Consider the following 17,504-nt stretch of genomic DNA (forward strand, 5'->3'; position numbering starts at 1 on the left):
GCGTGAGGTGGCGGGGGAGGAAGGGGTACGGGACGGCGGTGGCGATCACGACGACCGCCAGCACCACCGAGTAGACCGTCTTGGTGAGGAACAGCGCCGCGACCCGCTCGATGTTGCCGATGACCCGCCGCCCCTCGGCGACCACCGACGGCAGGGTGGCGAAGCTGTTGTTCAGCAGCACGATCTGGGCCACCGCCCGGGCCGCCGGCGAGCCCGAGCCCATGGAGACGCCGATGTCGGCGTCCTTGAGCGCCAGCACGTCGTTGACGCCGTCCCCGGTCATCGCCACCGTGTGGCCGCCGGCGCGCAGCCCGCCGACCATCTCCCGCTTCTGCTGCGGGGTGACCCGGCCGAAGACCGTGGCCCGCTCCAGGTCGCCGGCGGAGAGCCGGCGGGCGTCGACCGCGTCCGTGGCGCCCGGCAGTTCGAGCTTGGCGGCGACGGCGCCCACCGAGACCGCGTTGTCGCCCGAGATGATCTTGGCCGCGACGCCCTGCTCGGCGAAGTAGCGCAGCGTGTCGCCGGCGTCGGGCCGTAGCCGCTGCTCCAGGATGACCAGGGCCGCGGGGGAGACCCCCTCGGGATTCTCGGAGAGCGGTCGGTCGGTGTGGGCGAGCAGCAGCACCCGCAGCCCGGACGCGTTGAGCCCCTCGATATCCACAAGCTGTGGATGACCGGACGGCAGCAGCACGTCCGGGGCGCCGAGCAGCCAGACCGCGGTCGCGCCGTCCGGCCCGGTGAGGGCGGCCCCGGCATACTTGCGGGCCGAGGAGAACGGCAGCGTCTCGGCGGCCCGCCAACCCTCGGGCGGCGGGTGCGACGCGATGACGGCGCGCAGGCTGGCGTTGGGGCGCGGCTCGGCCGCGCCGAGCGCCCCGAGCGCGTCCCCCGCCAGTCGGCGCGAGGTGTCGCCCAGCGGGCGCACCTCGGCCACGTCCATGCCGCCCTCCGTCAGCGTCCCCGTCTTGTCGAGGCAGACCACGTCCACCCGGGCCAACCCCTCGATGGCGGGCAACTCCTGTACCAGGCACATGCGTTGACCGAGCCGGATCACCCCGATCGCGAAGGCCACCGACGTCAGCAGCACCAGGCCCTCGGGCACCATCACCACGATGCCGGCCACCGCCCGCCGGATCGCGCCGAAGGTGTCGGTCCTGTTGAAGACCACCAGCTGGCTGATCACCAGGCCCACGCCCGCCGGCACCATCACGGCGAGGCAGATCCGCAGGATCCGCTGGATGCCCTCGCGCAGCTCGGAGCCGACCAGCGTGAAGCGGGTGGCCTCCTCGGCCAGCCGGGCGGCGTACGCGCCCCGCCCCACCCGGGTCGCCTGGAACGCGCCGCCGCCCGCCGCCACGAAGCTGCCGGACAGCACCCGGTCCCCTGGCCGCTTCAGCACCGGGTCGGCCTCGCCCGTCAGCAGCGACTCGTCGACCTCCAGGCCGTCCGCCTCGACGAGCCGGCCGTCCACCACCACCTGGTCGCCCGGGCCCAGCTCGATCAGGTCGTCGAGCACCACCTCCGAGGTGGCGACGGAGACCGCCTCGCCGTCCCGGCGCACCGTCGGGCGGGCCTCCCCGATCACGGCCAGGCTGTCCAGGGTCCGCTTGGCGCGCAGCTCCTGCACGATGCCGATCAGTGCGTTGGCCACCACGACGAAGCCGAACAGCGCGTCCTGGATCGGGCCCACCACGAGGATGATCGCGAAGAGCGTCCCCATGATCCCGTTGAAGAGGGTGAGGACGTTCGCCCGGACGATCTCCCGCACCGGGCGCGAGGAGCGCGCGGGTACGTCGTTGACCTGGCCGTGCCGGACGCGCTCCGCGACCTCGGCCGCCGTCAGGCCGCCCGCCGGGGTGTCCCGCGACTGCCGCGGCTCCGGCGTCTCCGTCATGTTCCGACGGTACGGCCGGGCGCGGCCTCAGTCCTGCGGAGCGCCCTGCCCGGGCGAGGCGCCGCCGGCGGTCGCGCGGGCGGCCCTGAGCGCCGCCTCGCGCCGGTGCACGATCAGCAGACCGAGCAGCCCGAGGCCCACGCCGGCCGCGCAGGACCACAGCCAGCGGGTGTGCCCGTGGTCCGCGTACCAGGAGTAGAAGGGGAGCTGGGCGACCAGGACCACGGCCCAGACGACGGTGCCGGTGAGGATGGTGGCCACCACGTTGCCCTCGAGGGGCTCGGGTGCCTCCCGCTTTCCCTTGGTCACGTCACCCCAGCGCATGCGCCAAGACTAGCCGCCGCCCGCGGGCGGCCCGGGTGTGACGTAGGACTCCCGTCTCACCCGGGTGGGTGCAGGGGAATGGACCCGGGCCTATGATCGTCATATATTTCGTTAGGCAAGCTAATGAGCAGACGGTGGTGACGCATGCCCGAGGCGATGATGGACGACCCGGATGACGCCGAGGCGGTGAACACGCTCCGTATGGGCGTGTTGCGACTGTCCCGCCGGCTGCGTCATCTCGGCGTCGACCACGGGCTGAGTCTCGCCGAGCTCTCCGCCCTCGGTACGCTCTCCCGCTGCGGCGCCATGACGCCGGGGGAGCTGGCCCGCAAGGAGCACGTGCAGCCGCCGTCGATGACGCGGATCATCGCGCTGCTCCAGGAGCGTCACCTGGTGCGTCTCGAACCGCACCCCGAGGACCGCCGACAGAAGCTCGTCGCCACCACCGACCAGGCCGCCGAGATGCTGGAGTCGAGCCGCCGCCAGCGGAACGCCTGGCTGGCCAAGCTGATCGAGGAACTCGACGAGGACGAGTGGGCCGCGCTGCGCGACGCGGCGCCCGTACTGCACAAACTCGCCCACTTGTAGCGCCGCGAGCGCCTGCACCACGTTTCCCCGAGCCGCCCGACCACCCCGCCCACGCACCGACGCACCGATAGGAACCACAGCACGAAGGAGTGTTTCCCTTGAGTTCGGGACCCGGAGCCGACTCCGCACCCGCACCCGCGACGACCGACAAGATATCGACCTTCAGTTCCTTCCGGGTCCGCAACTACCGGATCCACTTCTTCGGCTCCGCCGTCTCCAACATCGGGACGTGGATGCAGCGCATCGCCCAGGACTGGCTGGTGCACGAGCTCACCGACTCGGCCGCCGCCGTGGGCATCACCATGGCGCTCCAGTTCCTGCCGTTCGCGCTCTTCGGCCTCTACGGCGGCGTCCTCGCGGACCGGCTCGACAAGCGGCGACTGCTGATCTCCACCCAGGCGGCGCTCGGCATCACCGGCCTCACGCTGGCCGCGCTGACGCTCGGCGGCGTCGTCGAGGTCTGGCACGTCTACGCGCTCTCGTTCGCGGTGGGCGTGGCGACCGTGATCGACAACCCGGCACGCCAGACGTTCGTCTCCGACATGGTCGGGCCAGGGCTGCTGCGCAACGCCGTCTCGCTCAACTCCGCCAACTTCCAGTCCGCGCGGCTGGTCGGCCCCGCCGTCGCCGGCGTCGTGATCACCTCGGTCGGCGCGGGCTGGGCGTTCCTCTACAACGGGCTCTCGTTCATCGCCCCCATCATCGGCCTCTGCCTGATGCGGACCTCCGAGCTCAACCCGGCCGAGCGCGCCCCCCGCAGCAAGGGACAGCTGCGCGAGGGCCTGCGGTACGTCGGGAGCCGACCCGACCTGCTGTGGATGATCGTGCTCGTGGGCTTCATCGGCACGTTCGGCTTCAACGCGGCGATCTGGCTGGTGGCCTTCACCGACCGGGTCTTCGACTCCGGGGCCGGCACCTACGGCCTGCTCAACTCGCTGATGGCGGCCGGCTCGGTGGCCGGCGCGCTGTTCGCGGCCCGCCGCGGCAGCAGACGGATGCGGTTCACCGTGGCCGCGGGCGCGGCCTTCGGCCTGGCGCTGATGGTGGCCGCGCTGTCGCCGGTGTTCTGGCTGTTCGCGGTGCTGATGATCCCGGTCGGGATGGCGGCGCTGGCGTTCCAGGTGACGGCGAACTCCAGCATCCAGGTGGCCAGCGACCCGGCCATGCGGGGCCGGGTGATCGCGCTCTTCATGATGGTCTTCGTGGGCGGCACGCCGATCGGCGGGCCGCTGATGGGCTGGCTGACGGACGAGCTGGGCGCCCGGATAGGGATGATGGTCGGCGGCGCGATCTGCCTGGGCGCCGCGGTGGCCGTGGCCCTGGTCCTGGCCAGGATCGGCGGCCTCCGCCTCCGGATCATCCTCCGCGACGGCCGCCGCCGCGTCTCCCTCGTCCCCCGCGAGGAGGTCCCCGCCATCCCCAGCGCGCGGGCGGCCTGACGACGCGCGCCGTCCCGACGCGAGCGACCCGGCCCCGCCCCCGGCGGGGCCGGATCCGGTCCCGCCGACATCGGTCGTCGCTACCGGTCGTCGCTACCGGTCGTGGTGGCGGCGCCTGGCCGGGCGGGCGCCTGCCCCCGGCGGTGCCACCCGTTCGAGCCTGGTCCAGCCGGTCCAGCCGCGTCGACCCAGCAGGTCGACCAGCCGGCGGGCCGACGGCACGGTGTCGAAGGCCAGGGCGTCCATCTGCCGGGTGAGCGGCGGTTCGAGGCCGGCGTCGTCCACATACTCCTCGCCCCACTCCTGGGCCACCCAGGCGAGGTAGGCGGCCAGCCTGTCGGCCAGCCCGACCAGCGCCGGGTCCTCGTCCGGCCGGTCGAGGGCCAGGCTCAGGGTGCGGTAGAAGTCGACGAACCGGGGGTCGGCGAGCTGTTCCCGCTTGCGGGCCACCCATTCGGGGACCCGCTCGGGTGAGTGCGCGGCCAGCGGGATCCAGCCGTCGCGTTCGGCGCGGACGATCCGTTCGTCGACACCGAGCGCCCGCAGCCGGTCGAGGAGGTCGACGACCTCGGCCGGCAACGCCAGCCGCTCGCCGGCGGCGAGGCGGGCGATGCGTCCGCGGTGCCGCTGTCGCTCCCGGATCTCCGCCCGCAGCCGCTCGTCGATCTCCGCGACCGCCGCGTCGAACTGCTGCCCGTCGGCCCGCAGCAGCTCCCGCACGCGGGCCAGCGGGACACCGGCCTCGGCGAGCGTTCGGATCCTGATCAGCTCGACCACGGCGTCCGCACCGTATCTGCGGTAGCCGGAATGGTCACGCTCCGGCTCGGGCAGCAGCCCCCTGGCGTGGTAGTGCCGTACCGCGCGCACCGTCACTCCGGCGTACGACGCCAACTCGCCGATGGTCAGCATCGGATACGTCTCCTAGTGGGTCCGGATGATCCGGGCGACGTCCCGGGCGTGGGTGAAGACCAGCCGATGGTCGGCGTCCAGCCAGTGCGTGGCGACGTGCGGCCACTCGCGGACGAGCCGCTCGACGCCGGCGCGCCAGAGCCGGTTGTGCCGCGGCGCCCGTCCCTCGGCGCTGTCACCGGCGATCGAGGTCGACATGATCATGCTGACAGGGCGGTCGATCTTCCGGTACCGGTCCAGGATCCCCGACCTGACCAGGTCGATCTCCAGGTTCAGGTCGTGGATTTCCCGGGCGGTGAGCAGCGACTCCCGCCGCGCCGCCAGGTCCTCCGCCAGCGCGAGGAACTCCGCGAGGTCGGCCTCGGAGACGAACGGCTCCGGCAGCGGGTTCGCCCCGTCGACAAGGACGAGCCCGGCGACGGCGTCGGGATGCTCGGAGGCGTGGTGCACGGCCAGGTCCGCGCCCAGCGAGTAGCCCACGAGCAGCGGCGGCGTGGAGGGGACCAGGCGTCCCACCTCCGCCAGCACGGCGCCGAGGTCGCTGAGGAACGCCTCGAAGCGGTAGCGGCCGGCGGCGGACGAGGTGACGCCGTGGCCCCTGAGATCGAAGGCGATCACCTCGTGGTCGCGGCGCAGGAGCGCGATCAGCTCACGCAGGTCGGCCTGGGTCGAGTTCAGCCCCGGGCACAGGACGAGCGGTCGTCCCCGGCCACCGCGGGACACCGGGATGGTGACGCCGTCGTGGTGGACCGTGAAGTGCCGCGTCGTTCCGTCGCCTCGCGCGGGCCGCGCCGCGTCGTCCGTCGTCGTCATGCCGACCATGCTGGGGGCCTGCCCCTGCGGCAGGGTCAAACAGGGCCGTTCGTCAGGACGCGTTGGGCGAGGAGCTGACCCGGCCACTCGCCGACCGTGAAGGGGCGGACGGGGGTGAAGCCCTGGTCGCGGTAGTAGGCGACGAGGCGGCCGTCGTCGCCGGCGTAGCAGTCGACGCGGAGCAGGTCGATCTCCTGGCGGCGGGCCTCGGCGACGGAGTGGGCCAGCAGGGCGGCGCCGACCCCCCGGCCCTCGAAGCGGCGGTCGGTGACCAGCAGGTGGACGTAGACCTCGGTCTCGTCCACCGGGTCGACGTACGTCGGCGGCTCAGGGGTCAGCGTGACGGTGCCGGCCGGGACGCCGTCGATCTCGGCGATCCAGGGCGTGCCGGAGGCCACGATCTCGCCCACCCGTGCCACGGCCTTGGGCCGGGCGGACCACGGCTCGGTGCCCCACTGGCCGGTGCGGCCGCGGGCCACCAGCCACTCCACGGCGCCGTCCAGCATGGCGAGGACCAGGGGGACGTCCGCCGGGCCACCGGCCCGGATGTCTATGTCGCTCATGAGGGCGGATACTAGACGGGTGGATGCCAGGACCAGGAACCGGATCGTGACCGCCGCGCTGGTGGCGCTGTTGGCCGTGGTGGTGCTGGCGGCCGCCGTCGGCTAGCCGGACGTACCGGCCCGGCCGGCCGGTCGGCGACCACCGCTCAGCAGCCCACGCGGGTCGTGCCGACCGCGACGTCGTCGTACCAGAGGGTGTCGGCACCCTCCCCGTAGCTCTCCCAGCCGAACCGCAGGTCGACGGGGTCGGGCCGCCAGGTCCTGTTGAGCCACTGCCCGTCGATGTCGTGGGTCGGTACGCCGTCCACCTCCAGCCCGGTGACGGGCGTCCCGTCGACCCAGGTCCGCAACAGTCCGGCGCCCGGCGTGAGCTGGTACTCGACGCAGGACCACGCGCCGACCGGCAGCGGCCCGCTGAGCGCGACCCCGGCCGGGCTCTGCTCGGGCAGAGTGGCGTCGTCGGACTCCCGGTTCCACTGGAGGGCGGCGTTCTGGCCGCCCATCCGCAGGGCCCGGCCGCCGTCGGCGGCGTCGGTCATCTCCAGGAACGTGACGTGCTGCGTCGGCAGCGCGGTGGAGTGCCTGACCCAGAAGCGCACGTAGAGGCCGGAGTCGGTGGCGACGTCGTTCAGCGTGGTGCCGACGAAGACGTGGTTGCAGTAGCCGGTCCCGCCGTTGACGCGGAGCGAGCGGGTGCCGGTGTGGGCGACGGCGGTGTCCACGGCGGCCGTTCCGGTGCCGGAACAGTCGGGGAACTGGACGGCCCAACGCCCCGAGGGCTGGGCGCCGGTCTGGCTCTCGAAGTCGTCGCAGAAGCCGTCGGTGGTGCAGGCGGCGACCGCCGCCGGCGCGGCCGACGCGGCCGGTACGGCCGTCGCCAGCACCGCGCAGAGGGTGGCGGCCGCGGCCGTCAGCAGGTGGGGCAGGGCACGGATGGAACGCATGGGGCCTCCAGAGGGAAGGGGCGATGGCCGCGGTTCCACCCGCCGCACACCGTCCGTCCGAACCGTTCTGGGAGCACTCCCAAGCCCGCCGCCACCGACCATAGCCCCGGTTCGGGCCGACCCGCTACCCGGCGGCCGCCGGGGCCCGGGTGAGCGGGCCCCGGCCGGTCAGCGGGTCACCAGGCGAACGCCTCGGGGGAGGCGCCGGGGCCGGGGAAGATGTCGTCGAGCTGGGTCAACAGCTCGTCGGCCAGTTCGAGTTCCACCGCGCGCACCGCCGAGTCGAGCTGCTCCCGCACCCGGGGGCCGACGATCGGGCCCGTGACGCCGGGGCGGGTCAGCAGCCAGGCCAGGGCCGCCTCGCCGGGCGCCAGGCCGTGCTTGTCGAGCAGGTCCTCGTAGGCCTGGATCCGCTCCCTGGTCCTGGCGTCCGCCAGCGCGTCGGCCGAACGCCCGCCCGTGCTGCGGGTGCCGCCGCCCTCCCGCTCCTTGCGGAGCGCGCCGCCGAGCAGCCCGCCGTGCAGCGGGGACCACGGGATGACGCCCAGGCCGTAGTGCTCGGCGGCCGGGACCACCTCCATCTCGGCACGGCGCTCGGCCAGGTTGTAGAGGCACTGCTCGCTGACGAGGCCGAGCGAACCGCGCCTGGCGGCGGCCTCGTTGGCGCCGGCGATGTGCCAGCCGGCGAAGTTGGAGGAGCCGGCGTAGAGGATCTTGCCCTGGGCCACCAGCACGTCCATGGCCTGCCAGATCTCGTCCCACGGCGTGTTCCGGTCGACGTGGTGGAACTGGTAGAGGTCGATGTGGTCCGTCCGCAGCCGGCGGAGGCTGGCGTCGACGGCGCGGCGGATGCTGAGGGCCGAGAGCCGGTCGTGGTTGGGCCAGCCGTTGTTCTCGGCGGTCATGTCGCCGTAGACCTTGGTGGCGAGGACGACCTTGTCGCGGCGGTCGCCGCCCTTGGCGAACCAGGAACCGAGGATCTCCTCGGTGCGGCCCTTGTTCTCGCCCCACCCGTACACGTTGGCGGTGTCGAAGAAGTTGACCCCGGCGTCCAGCGCCGCGTCCATGATGCTGTGGCTGTCCGCCTCGTCGGTGAGCGGCCCGAAGTTCATGGTCCCGAGGACGAGTCGGCTGACCTTGAGTCCGGTGCGTCCGAGCTGTGTGTACTTCATGGGGTCAGCCAACGCCGTGGAGTGTGCTCCAGGCAAGTGGGACGCGGCGCCCGGCCCGGGTGGCGGCGCCTGCCGCGCCGCCCCCCGCAGGCGGCACGGTCGACGGCCTGGTCGGCTCTGCCTGTCCGAAACCAGTCACGTGCAGCGACCGTACGGAGCCGTACCGGTCGCCGCAACGTGATCGTCCGATTTGTCGCCTGTTGCTGACAATCCTTCGCGCAATGTTCTCGCGATGTGCTCAACCTGCCGGTTCGGAACGGCGCCTTCCGTTGAAGCCGCGGGCACCGGCGACGACGGCGCCGAGCGCGGCCAGACCGGCGCCGGCCAGCACGATCCAGGGGCCGGTGGTGGTCGAGAACTCGACGAGCGAGTCGAGGAGTTGCTGGGCGCGCTCACCTGAGGCGCCCATCTCGTCGGCGAGGTAGGTGCGGGCGAGTTGCTCGGGATCGGCCAGGGTGCGGAGCGCGAGGCCGATGCTGACCACCGAGGGCACGGCCGCGCACAGGACGACGAGGGCGCGTTTGCTGAGCAGTCCGCCGATCAGCAGCAGCGCGGCGAGCACCGAGGCGCTGAGGGTGTAGAGGCCGTCGACGTCGAGGCCGGAGACCTGACTGGTGCCCCACTGGGCGTGCTCGATTTCCGACCAGTCCATTAACGAACCGGATATCGCCGTGATCGATCCGGCCAGGGCGGCCAGGGTGGGGAGGATCGGTGGGCGATCGGCGGTGATGGGGTCCGCGGTCGCCACGGCCCGGCCGTGTGCGGTAGTCATGGTCAGCGACCTTAGAGGTCGCGAAGCGTGGCCACAAGGTTGCTGAGCGCAGTTCGACAGATCATTCGACGAATCGCAACGTGCCATGTCACCGTCACACTGGGGGATGGCAGGCTTGGTCCATGCCGACCTGGACCGTTCCGTGTTCGACCACCGCCCGCCGCGCCCTCGTCGTCGGCGCCGGCCTCCTGTTTCTGGCGGCGACGCCCGGGGTCGCGGCGGCCGACGCGCCGCCCTCCTTCACCATCGACGACCCGCGGATCACCGAGTCGAGCGGCCTGGCGGCGAGCACCCGGCACCCGGACGTCTACTGGACCCACAACGACCAGGATCCGGCGGGCCCCAACGTCTACGCGGTGGACGGCACCACGGGGGAGACGGTCGCCACCGTCACCCTCCAGGGCGTCGAGGCGCGGGACATGGAGGCGATCTCGCTCGGCCCGGACGGCGACGTCTATGTCGGCGACATCGGCGACAACTTCGACGGCGGCTGGTCCGAGGTGTGGATCTACCGCTTCCCCGAGCCGGCGGAGCTGGCCGACACCACGGTCACGCCGACCGTGTACACCGTCGTCTACGACGACGGGCCGCGTGACGCCGAGGCGCTGATGGTGCATCCGGTGACCGGCCGGGTCTACATCGCCAGCAAGAAGGACGACGGCACGGCGGCGCTCTACGCGGGCCCCGCCGAGCTCTCGGCCGAGGGCGTCAACACCTTCGAGCGGACGGCCGACCTCGGCGTGTGGGTGACGGACGGCGCCTTCTCGCCCGACGGCTCGCGGCTGATGCTGCGCGGCTACTTCGTGGCCCGGATGTTCCGTTGGACGGACGCCGGGCCCGAGCCCATCGACCGCAGCCTGTTCCCGCCGGTCCAACAGCAGGGCGAGTCCGTCACGTTCACCCCGGACGGCCGCACGCTGATGTTCGGCACCGAGGGCGCGGGCAGCGGGGTCGAGCCGGTGGAGCTGGAGGGCGAGCTGCTGCCCGACTCGGCGCGCGACGAGGACGCGGCCGCCGGGGACGGTGAAGGGCGGCGGGACGGCACGGGCGGCGGCGACGCGGCGGCCGGCGACCCGGACGGCGAGGAGGGTTCGCTCCCGCTGCCCCTGGTGGCGGCGGTCGTGGGCGGCGTCGCGCTGCTGGCGTGGCTGCTCCGGCTGGGCCGCGGCGGTGGCGGCCGCCGCCGGGGCGGGAGCGCCTGACGGCGCGCGCCCTCAGCCGGCGTCGCCGTTCCGCGTCGCGATGAACGCCTCGAATCCGTCGAGCAGCCTGGCGAGACCGAACCGCACGGTGTACTCCGGGCTCTCCACGGAGAACGTCTCCGGATCCAGCGCGAACACGTGCGGGTAGGCCCCGCTCTCGTACGCCAGCGTCATCACCGGGCCCTGTGTCGCCCAGAACTGCTCCTGGGACAGCTCGGCCTCCTCGTTGGCCTGCGCCGCCAGCACGTGCTGGCGTGCCAGGCCGCTGACGTACGCGTCCAGGGTGGTGATCAGGCCGATCTTCTCCCGGCTGGTCAGCCCGAGGCCGTCGAGCGCGGCCAGCGTGAACTCGAAGTTGAGCAGCGCGTTGGGGCCGAGCAGCGGGCGGGCCTGGTTGACCTGGAGCAGCCAGGGGTGCCGGAGGAAGAGCCGGTAGCTGCCCTCGCCGACGGTCTGCAGCGCGGTGCGCCAGTCCTTGCCGGTCGTCTCCGCCGGGCCGGGGCCCGGCGCCTCGACGTGGTCGAGCATCAGGTCGAGCAGCTCGCTCTTGCCCGGCACGTAGCGGTAGAGGGACATGGTGCCGACGCCGAGCGCCGTCGCCACGTTCCGCATGGAGAGGGCGGCGATGCCGTCGCGGTCGGCGAGCTCGACGGCCGCCTCGACGATGCGCTCCAGGGTCAGCCCCGGCTTGGGGCCCCTGGACGACGGCTCGCGGCCGCGCCACATCAGGTCGAGGCTGCGGCTGATGTCGCCGCGTCCGCTGTGTGCTGCCGACGTCATGCCTGGTGATTCTACGTGTGGCGGCCGCACGGGAAAATACTGGGTACGGCGTACGCAGCGGCGGCTAGACTGGCGGCGACCGTGACGGGAACACCATTGGAGGGGGCACATGACCGCGGCTACCGAAGCGGCTGCCGAAGCCGGCGAGTACTCCGTGATCGCCGAGGGGCTGCGCAAGCAGTACGGCGACAAGACCGCCGTCGACGGCCTCGACCTGCGCGTGCGGCGCGGCACCGTGTGCGGGCTCCTCGGGCCGAACGGCGCCGGCAAGACGACGTCGGTCCGGATGCTGTCCACCCTGGTGCGGCCGGACGGCGGCCGGGCCGAGGTCGGCGGCCACGACGTGGTCCGCCGACCCGACCTGGTGCGCCGCCGCATCGGCCTCACCGGCCAACACGCGGCCGTCGACGAGATCCTGACCGCCCGCCAGAACCTGCGGATGTTCGGCCGGCTCTTCCACCTCGGCCACCCGGCGGCCCGGGCCAGGGCCGAGGAGCTGCTGGCGCAGTTCAGCCTCCTGGAGGCCGCCGACAAGCAGGTGAAGACGTTCAGCGGCGGCATGCGGCGCCGGCTCGACCTGGCGGCCAGCATGATCCTGGCGCCCGAGGTGCTGTTCCTCGACGAGCCGACCACCGGGCTCGACCCGCGCGGGCGGCGCGAGGTCTGGGACGCCGTGCGCGGGCTGACCGCCACCGGCACCACCGTGCTGCTCACCACCCACTACCTGGACGAGGCCGACAAGCTCTCGGACTGGATCTGCGTCATCGACCAGGGCCGGAAGATCACCGAGGACACCCCCGCCGGCCTCAAGCGGGCCGTCGGCGGCGACCGCGTCGAGGTGGTGCTCGCCGACCCGGCCGACCTGCCGCTCACCGCCGGCGCGGTGGCGCGGGTGGCGGCCGGCGGCCGGCCACCCGAGACGGACGAGGCCGAGCTCCGGGTGCACGCACCCGTGACCGAGGGCGTCGCGGCCCTCACCGAGGTGGCGCGCGAACTCCAGGACGCCGGCGTCGCCGTCCTGGACATCGGGCTGCGCCGCCCCACCCTGGACGAGGTGTTCCTGCGCCTCACCGGCGGAGCCGAGCGGGAGACGACGGAGAAGGAGAACGCGGTATGAGCGCCCCCACCACCACCGAGCAGGACGAGCGCCGCCTCTACTGGGAGTTCGTCGACTGCTGGACCATCGTCAGGCGCGAGCTCGGCCACCTGGCGAAGCAACCGTCCCTGATCGCCTGGCAGCTGGGCTTCCCCATCGTCTCCGTGCTGCTCTACGTCTACGTCTTCGGCAGCGCCATGGACGTCGGCGGCGGCCAGGACTACACCACCTTCGTCATGCCCGGCATGTTCGCCATGACCATGGCCTTCGGCTTCATGAACACGGCGATGGCGGTGACGGTCGAGAAGGACCGCGGCGTGATCGACCGTTTCCGGTCGATGCCGATGGCCCGCTCCGCCGTGGTCGCCGGCCGCGGCGTCGCCGACGTGCTGCACGCCGGCATCGACCTCGCCGTGATGGCCCTGATCGCGCTGGCCATCGGCTGGCGCTCGGACGGCTCGCTCGTCGAGACCGTCTACGCGTTCCTGCTGCTGCTCCTGCTGCGGTTCGCGCTGATCTGGATCGGCGTCTACCTCGGGCTGCTCGTCCCCAACCAGGAGGCCGCCGGCAACCTGTTCGCGGTCGCCTTCCCCTTCGGGATGATCTCCAGCGTCTTCACCCCGCCGTCGATGATGCCGGACTGGCTCGGCGCGATCGCCATGTGGAACCCGGTCTCCTCCACCGCCACCGCCATCCGCGAGCTCTTCGGCGTCTCCACCACGGCCGGCGACAGCTGGATAGAACAGCACGCCCCGCTGATGTCCGTCGTCTGGCCGCTGGCCATCACGGCCGTCTTCCTCCCGCTGGCGGTCCGCCGCTACCAGGCCCTGGGCCGGTAGTCACCCGGACGGCCGTATCCCGGGCGGTGCCGGGACGTTGATCAGGCCGGGGGTCGGGACCGGACGGCGTGCTGACGCCGGTCGTCACGTCCGATGGGAACGACGGCGGGGGCCGCCGAGCGGCCCCCGCCTCAACTCGTCGCTACAGCCGCTCGATCACGTAGTCGACGCAGCGGGTCAGGGCCTCCACGTCGGCCGGGTCGACGGCCGGGAACATCGCGACGCGCAGCTGGTTGCGGCCCAGCTTGCGGTAGGGCTCGGTGTCCACGACGCCGTTGGCCCGCAGCGCCTTGGCGACCGCCGACGCGTCCACCTCGTCCACGAAGTCGATCGTGCCGACGACCTGCGAACGCTGCACCGGGTCCGTCACGAACGGGGTGGCGTACTCGGCCTTGTCCGCCCAGCCGTAGAGGCGGGACGCCGAGTCGGCGGTGCGCTCGGTGGACCAGGCGAGGCCGCCCTGGCCGTTGATCCACTCCAGCTGCTCGTTCAGCAGGAACAGCGTGGACAGCGCCGGGGTGTTGTAGGTCTGGTTCTTCCGCGAGTTGTCGATGGCGGTCGGCAGCGAGAAGAACTCGGGGATGTGCCGGCCGGAGGCCGCGATCCGCTCGGCCCTGGCGATCGCCGCCGGCGAGAACACCGCCACCCACAGGCCGCCGTCCGCCGCGAAGGACTTCTGCGGCGCGAAGTAGTAGACGTCGGACTCGGTGATGTCGATCGGCAGGCCGCCCGCGCCCGAGGTGGCGTCCACCAGCACCAGCGAGCCCTCGTCGGCGCCCGGCACCCTGGCGATCGGGGCCGCCACACCGGTGGAGGTCTCGTTGTGGGTCAGGCCGTAGGCGTCCGCGCCGCGCTCGGCCCGCGGCTGCGGGTGGGTACCGGGCGTCGCCGTGATGACCGTCGGCTCGTCGAGCCACGGGGCCTTGCTGGCGGCCTTGGCGAACTTCGAGGAGAACTCCCCGAACGACAGGTGCTGCGACTTGGCCTCGATCAGGCCGTGCGTCGCCACGTCCCAGAAGGCGGTGGAGCCGCCGTTGCCCAACACGACCTCGTAGTCCTCGGGCAGTGAGAACAGGTCGCGCACCCCTGCGCGCACCCGGCCGACCAGGTCCTTCACGGGGGCCTGACGATGGGAGGTGCCGAGCAGCGAGCTCCCGGTCGCGGCCAGGGCGTTCAGCGCCTCGGTGCGCACCTTGGAGGGGCCGGAACCGAACCGGCCGTCGGCGGGCTTGATGTCAGCGGGAATCTGGATATCGGCCACGGCCGGAGCGTAGCCCCTCCACGCCCGTACCGCACATCTGGTGTACCTCGTCAGCCTGACGGCGGCTTGACGGCCCCCGGTCAGCGTGACGCCGGCATCGGCGTGAAGCGGACGGGCAGGGCCGTCGGGCCGCGCTGCCAGGGTGACGGGTGGTGGGTCAGCTCCGTGGTCGCGATGGCCGGCTCGACGTCCGGGAGCCGGTCGAGCAGCACCTCGACGCCGGTCCTGGTGATCGTCTCGGCGATCTCCTGGGCCGGGAACGGGCAGCGCCGCTCGCCGTGCCCGAAGGAGAGGTAGGCGCTGTTGGCCGGCCCGCCGAGGGCCGGCTCCGGCACCGGTTCCGGTTCGCTCACCAGCCCGGCGAGCCCGTAGAACGCGGCCGCCGACGCGGCCGGCGCGCTGGTGCCGTGCACCAGCGGGTCGCCGTTGGCGCCCTGGAGGCCGAGCACCAGCAGGTCGCCGGCGCGCAGCCGGCGCGGCCCGAGTTGGGCGTCGCGGGTGGCCCAGCGGCCGATCACGTTCTGCGTCGGGGTGTCCCGCCACAGCACCTCGTTCATCGCCCGGTCCACGCCGAGCCGGCCGCCGGCCTCGGGTTCGGCGTAGCGGGGGTCGGTCAGCATCAGCCGCAGCGTGCCGCCGAGCCAGTCGGCGGTCGGCAGGTAACCGGCCGCGCACAGCGCCGCCAGGTCTTCCGCCAGCTCCGTCTCGGCAGGCTCCGTCCCGGCCGGCTCGGCCTCGTCGGCCCCGGACGCCCCGGATGCCCCGGATGCCGCGGCCAGCAGCCTGGACGCCACGTCGGCGCCGGGCGCCGCCCGCCGGCGGGCGAGCAGCCGCCGCATCAGCGCGGTGACGCGGTCCCGGTCCGCCCCGGAGCGGAGCGCGCGGACCAGGTCGGGGGTCTCGTCCTCGGCGAGCCCGCACAGCTCGGCCAGTACCAGGATCGGCAGCCGGGCGGCGTACTCGGCGACCAACTCGGCCCGCCCGTCCCGGCAGAACGCGTCGATCAGGGTGTCGGCGATCCGTTCCGCGTGCCGGCGCGGCTCGCCGGGCTCCATGGCGTCCAACGCCTCGCCGAGCACCGCGGCCCGGTGGGCGCGCCCGCCGCCCACGGCCCGTGCCGTCGCGGTGCCGGGACGGCCGACGAGCGGCAGCAGCGGCCAGTCGACCGGCACGCTCGCCCACTGGTTCCAGTGCGTCGCGTCCCGGGTGTAGGTCTCCGGGTCGGAGGTGACCCGGTGCACCTCCCGGTAGCCGATGACCAGCCAGGCCGGGATGTCGCCGGGCAGCAGCACCGGGACCACCGAGCCATGCCGGTGCCGCAGCTCCCGGTAGAGCGACACCGGGTCGGTGTGGAAGCGCTCGGCGTCGAGCGGCACCGCGTCCGGCGTCGAGGAGCGGGCCGGCACGGTCATCCGACGGCCCCGGGGGCGCCCGCGCGGGCGCCCTCGCGAGCGGTGGACAGCCGGTACAGATGGGTCACGAGCTCGATCAGCACGCTCTTGCTCGACGCCCGGGACCTGGCGTCGCAGTCGATCATCGGCACGTCGGCCGGCAGGTCGAGCGCGTCGCGGATCTGCTCGTGGGTGTGGGCCGGGCCGCCGAAGTCGTTGCGGGCCACCACGAACGGGGTGCCGTGGTGCTCCAGCCTGTCGATGGCGTACCAGGAGTCCTGGAGCCGACGGGTGTCCACCAGCACCACCGCGCCCAGCGTGCCGGAGAACAGCCGGTCCCACAGGAACCAGAACCGTTCCTGGCCCGGCGCGCCGAAGAGGTAGAGCACGGTCTTCTCGTTGAGGCTGATGCGCCCGAAGTCGAAGGCGACGGTGGTGGACGTCTTGCCCGTCACCCCGGTGAGGTCGTCCACCTCCTGTCCGGCCCTGGTCATGATCTCCTCCGTGTTCAGCGGCCGGATGTCGCTGACGGAGCGGACCATGGTGGTCTTGCCGACGCCGAAGCCGCCGACGATCACGATCTTCAGGCCGTTGCTCGCCTGGCTGCCCAGGTGGCTGCGTACGGCGGGGCGGTCAGAGGTTGCGGAGTCCAACGAGCACCTGCTCAAGGAGTTGGGAGTCGGGGAGACCGTCCGCCCGGCCGGCGGAGGTGCGGGGGTGACGAGCGCTGATGAGGCCCTGGTCGAGCAGGTCGCTCAGCATGATCCGGACGATGGTGACGGGCAGCCCGAGATCGGCCGCCAACTCCACCACGGCGGTGGGGTAGCGGCACAGCCGCAGGATCCTGCGGTGCTCCGACTGCATGCCGGGCACCGGCTCGGACTCGCTCACCACGAGCGTGACCAGGTCGAACGTGGCCGATGCCCGGCTCCGCCCCCTGGTGAGCGTGTACAGCCGGTCGGGATCCTCGTCCCGGCCCCGGCGGCTCATGCCGATTCGCCGCCCTCGCCGCCCGGGCCGTCGCCGGAGGTGTGCCGGGGCGGCGCGCTCAGGTACTCGCCCAACTGCTCCACGAGCTCGTTCATGTTGTGCCCGATGAGCCCGACGTCGGCGGTCTCGTCGGCCACGATCGCGAGGTGGGCGCCGTCGCCGGCCTCGACGATGAACAGGATGCCGCCGTAGAACTCCGTCATGGACTGCCGGACGCCGCCGCTACCGTCGCCGAACTCGATGGACGCGCCGTGCGAGAGGCTCTGGATGCCGGCCGAGATGGCGGCCAGCTGGTCGGCCTGGTCCTCGGACAGCTCGGGGGTGCGACACAGCTTGAGGCCGTCCCGGGAGAGGACGAGCGCGTGACGGGCTCCGGGCGTGCGGGTGAGCAGGTTCTCCAGCAGCCAGTCGAGCTTCGCGTCCGCTGCGCCGGTGCCCGCCCGGTCGTGGCGGGCCCCCGTGGATGGAGCGGTCATGGGGTGTCGTCCTCCGGTTGGGCGAGGTGGGCGTTGGTGCGGGGCGTGGGG

19 protein-coding genes are annotated in these 17,504 nt (G+C 72.9%); 5 read left to right on the top strand and 14 right to left on the bottom strand.

Annotated features, from left to right (window positions below; translation table 11 throughout):
- Both E1283_RS13180 and E1283_RS13185 read right to left on the bottom strand, forming a co-directional pair.
- A partial coding sequence (locus E1283_RS13180; RefSeq protein WP_132818189.1) for an HAD-IC family P-type ATPase occupies window positions 1–1,894 on the bottom strand: 1,894 nt, incomplete at its 3' end.
- A gap of 27 nt (window positions 1,895–1,921) precedes the next feature.
- A complete protein-coding gene (locus E1283_RS13185; protein WP_132818190.1) occupies window positions 1,922–2,218 on the bottom strand; it encodes a DUF2530 domain-containing protein in 297 nt (98 codons plus the stop codon).
- A gap of 144 nt (window positions 2,219–2,362) precedes the next feature.
- Between E1283_RS13185 and E1283_RS13190 the strand changes: the two genes are divergently transcribed.
- Both E1283_RS13190 and E1283_RS13195 read left to right on the top strand, forming a co-directional pair.
- Window positions 2,363–2,806: a MarR family winged helix-turn-helix transcriptional regulator gene (locus tag E1283_RS13190; RefSeq protein ID WP_132818191.1), complete on the top strand. Its 444-nt coding sequence runs from the start codon at window positions 2,363–2,365 to the stop codon at window positions 2,804–2,806.
- 98 nt (window positions 2,807–2,904) lie between these two features.
- The gene (locus E1283_RS13195; protein ID WP_132818192.1) at window positions 2,905–4,245 is read left to right on the top strand and encodes an MFS transporter; all 1,341 of its coding nucleotides are present in this window, start codon (window positions 2,905–2,907) and stop codon (window positions 4,243–4,245) included.
- A gap of 93 nt (window positions 4,246–4,338) precedes the next feature.
- Here E1283_RS13195 and E1283_RS13200 read toward each other — a convergent pair whose 3' ends face one another.
- From E1283_RS13200 to E1283_RS13225, 6 genes are all read right to left on the bottom strand, one after another.
- Window positions 4,339–5,154: a MerR family transcriptional regulator gene (locus E1283_RS13200; RefSeq protein WP_132818193.1), complete on the bottom strand. Its 816-nt coding sequence runs from the start codon at window positions 5,152–5,154 to the stop codon at window positions 4,339–4,341.
- Window positions 5,155–5,166: 12 nt separating this feature from the next.
- Entirely contained in the window at window positions 5,167–5,967 is an 801-nt protein-coding gene (locus E1283_RS13205; protein ID WP_243744812.1) for an alpha/beta fold hydrolase, read from the bottom strand.
- A 35-nt stretch (window positions 5,968–6,002) separates the two neighbouring features.
- Window positions 6,003–6,530, bottom strand: a complete 528-nt coding sequence (locus tag E1283_RS13210; RefSeq protein WP_243744813.1) for a GNAT family N-acetyltransferase — start codon at window positions 6,528–6,530, stop codon at window positions 6,003–6,005.
- Window positions 6,531–6,676: 146 nt separating this feature from the next.
- The gene (locus tag E1283_RS13215) at window positions 6,677–7,474 is read right to left on the bottom strand and encodes a hydrolase (protein WP_132818194.1); all 798 of its coding nucleotides are present in this window, start codon (window positions 7,472–7,474) and stop codon (window positions 6,677–6,679) included.
- Window positions 7,475–7,650: 176 nt separating this feature from the next.
- Window positions 7,651–8,646 carry an aldo/keto reductase gene (locus E1283_RS13220; protein WP_132818195.1) on the bottom strand — a complete coding sequence of 332 codons (996 nt, stop codon included), beginning with the start codon at window positions 8,644–8,646 and terminating at the stop codon, window positions 7,651–7,653.
- 238 nt (window positions 8,647–8,884) lie between these two features.
- Complete coding sequence (locus tag E1283_RS13225) at window positions 8,885–9,418, bottom strand: hypothetical protein (RefSeq protein WP_132818196.1); 534 nt, start codon at window positions 9,416–9,418, stop codon at window positions 8,885–8,887.
- Between the two features lie 122 nt (window positions 9,419–9,540).
- Between E1283_RS13225 and E1283_RS13230 the strand changes: the two genes are divergently transcribed.
- Window positions 9,541–10,620, top strand: a complete 1,080-nt coding sequence (locus E1283_RS13230) for a hypothetical protein (RefSeq protein ID WP_165956108.1) — start codon at window positions 9,541–9,543, stop codon at window positions 10,618–10,620.
- A 12-nt stretch (window positions 10,621–10,632) separates the two neighbouring features.
- Here E1283_RS13230 and E1283_RS13235 read toward each other — a convergent pair whose 3' ends face one another.
- Window positions 10,633–11,400, bottom strand: a complete 768-nt coding sequence (locus E1283_RS13235) for a TetR/AcrR family transcriptional regulator (RefSeq protein ID WP_132818197.1) — start codon at window positions 11,398–11,400, stop codon at window positions 10,633–10,635.
- 109 nt (window positions 11,401–11,509) lie between these two features.
- Between E1283_RS13235 and E1283_RS13240 the strand changes: the two genes are divergently transcribed.
- Both E1283_RS13240 and E1283_RS13245 read left to right on the top strand, forming a co-directional pair.
- Window positions 11,510–12,517 carry an ATP-binding cassette domain-containing protein gene (locus E1283_RS13240; protein ID WP_132818198.1) on the top strand — a complete coding sequence of 336 codons (1,008 nt, stop codon included), beginning with the start codon at window positions 11,510–11,512 and terminating at the stop codon, window positions 12,515–12,517.
- Window positions 12,514–13,335 (top strand): ABC transporter permease, encoded by an 822-nt coding sequence (locus E1283_RS13245; protein ID WP_132818199.1) that lies wholly within the window; start codon window positions 12,514–12,516, stop codon window positions 13,333–13,335. Before E1283_RS13240 ends, E1283_RS13245 begins: the two co-directional genes overlap by 4 nt.
- Before the next feature lie 142 nt (window positions 13,336–13,477).
- On the opposite strand, the gene serC is transcribed toward E1283_RS13245, so the two are convergent.
- The 5 genes from serC to E1283_RS13270 form a co-directional block, all read right to left on the bottom strand.
- Window positions 13,478–14,596 carry a phosphoserine transaminase gene (gene serC, locus E1283_RS13250; RefSeq protein WP_132818200.1) on the bottom strand — a complete coding sequence of 373 codons (1,119 nt, stop codon included), beginning with the start codon at window positions 14,594–14,596 and terminating at the stop codon, window positions 13,478–13,480.
- 80 nt (window positions 14,597–14,676) lie between these two features.
- A complete protein-coding gene (locus E1283_RS13255) occupies window positions 14,677–16,008 on the bottom strand; it encodes a cytochrome P450 family protein (RefSeq protein WP_132818201.1) in 1,332 nt (443 codons plus the stop codon).
- On the bottom strand, window positions 16,005–16,640 hold the full coding sequence (locus tag E1283_RS13260) for a GTP-binding protein (protein WP_132818202.1): 636 nt from the start codon (window positions 16,638–16,640) through the stop codon (window positions 16,005–16,007). Before E1283_RS13260 ends, E1283_RS13255 begins: the two co-directional genes overlap by 4 nt.
- Window positions 16,621–16,977: a DUF742 domain-containing protein gene (locus E1283_RS13265; protein ID WP_132818203.1), complete on the bottom strand. Its 357-nt coding sequence runs from the start codon at window positions 16,975–16,977 to the stop codon at window positions 16,621–16,623. The genes E1283_RS13260 and E1283_RS13265 overlap by 20 nt, the downstream gene beginning before the upstream one ends.
- Window positions 16,974–17,453 carry a roadblock/LC7 domain-containing protein gene (locus E1283_RS13270; protein ID WP_132818204.1) on the bottom strand — a complete coding sequence of 160 codons (480 nt, stop codon included), beginning with the start codon at window positions 17,451–17,453 and terminating at the stop codon, window positions 16,974–16,976. The genes E1283_RS13265 and E1283_RS13270 overlap by 4 nt, the downstream gene beginning before the upstream one ends.
- Window positions 17,454–17,504: the final 51 nt, after the last annotated feature.

Source organism: Streptomyces hainanensis, assembly GCF_004348415.1.
Classification (GTDB): Bacteria; Actinomycetota; Actinomycetes; order Streptomycetales; family Streptomycetaceae; genus Streptomyces; species Streptomyces hainanensis.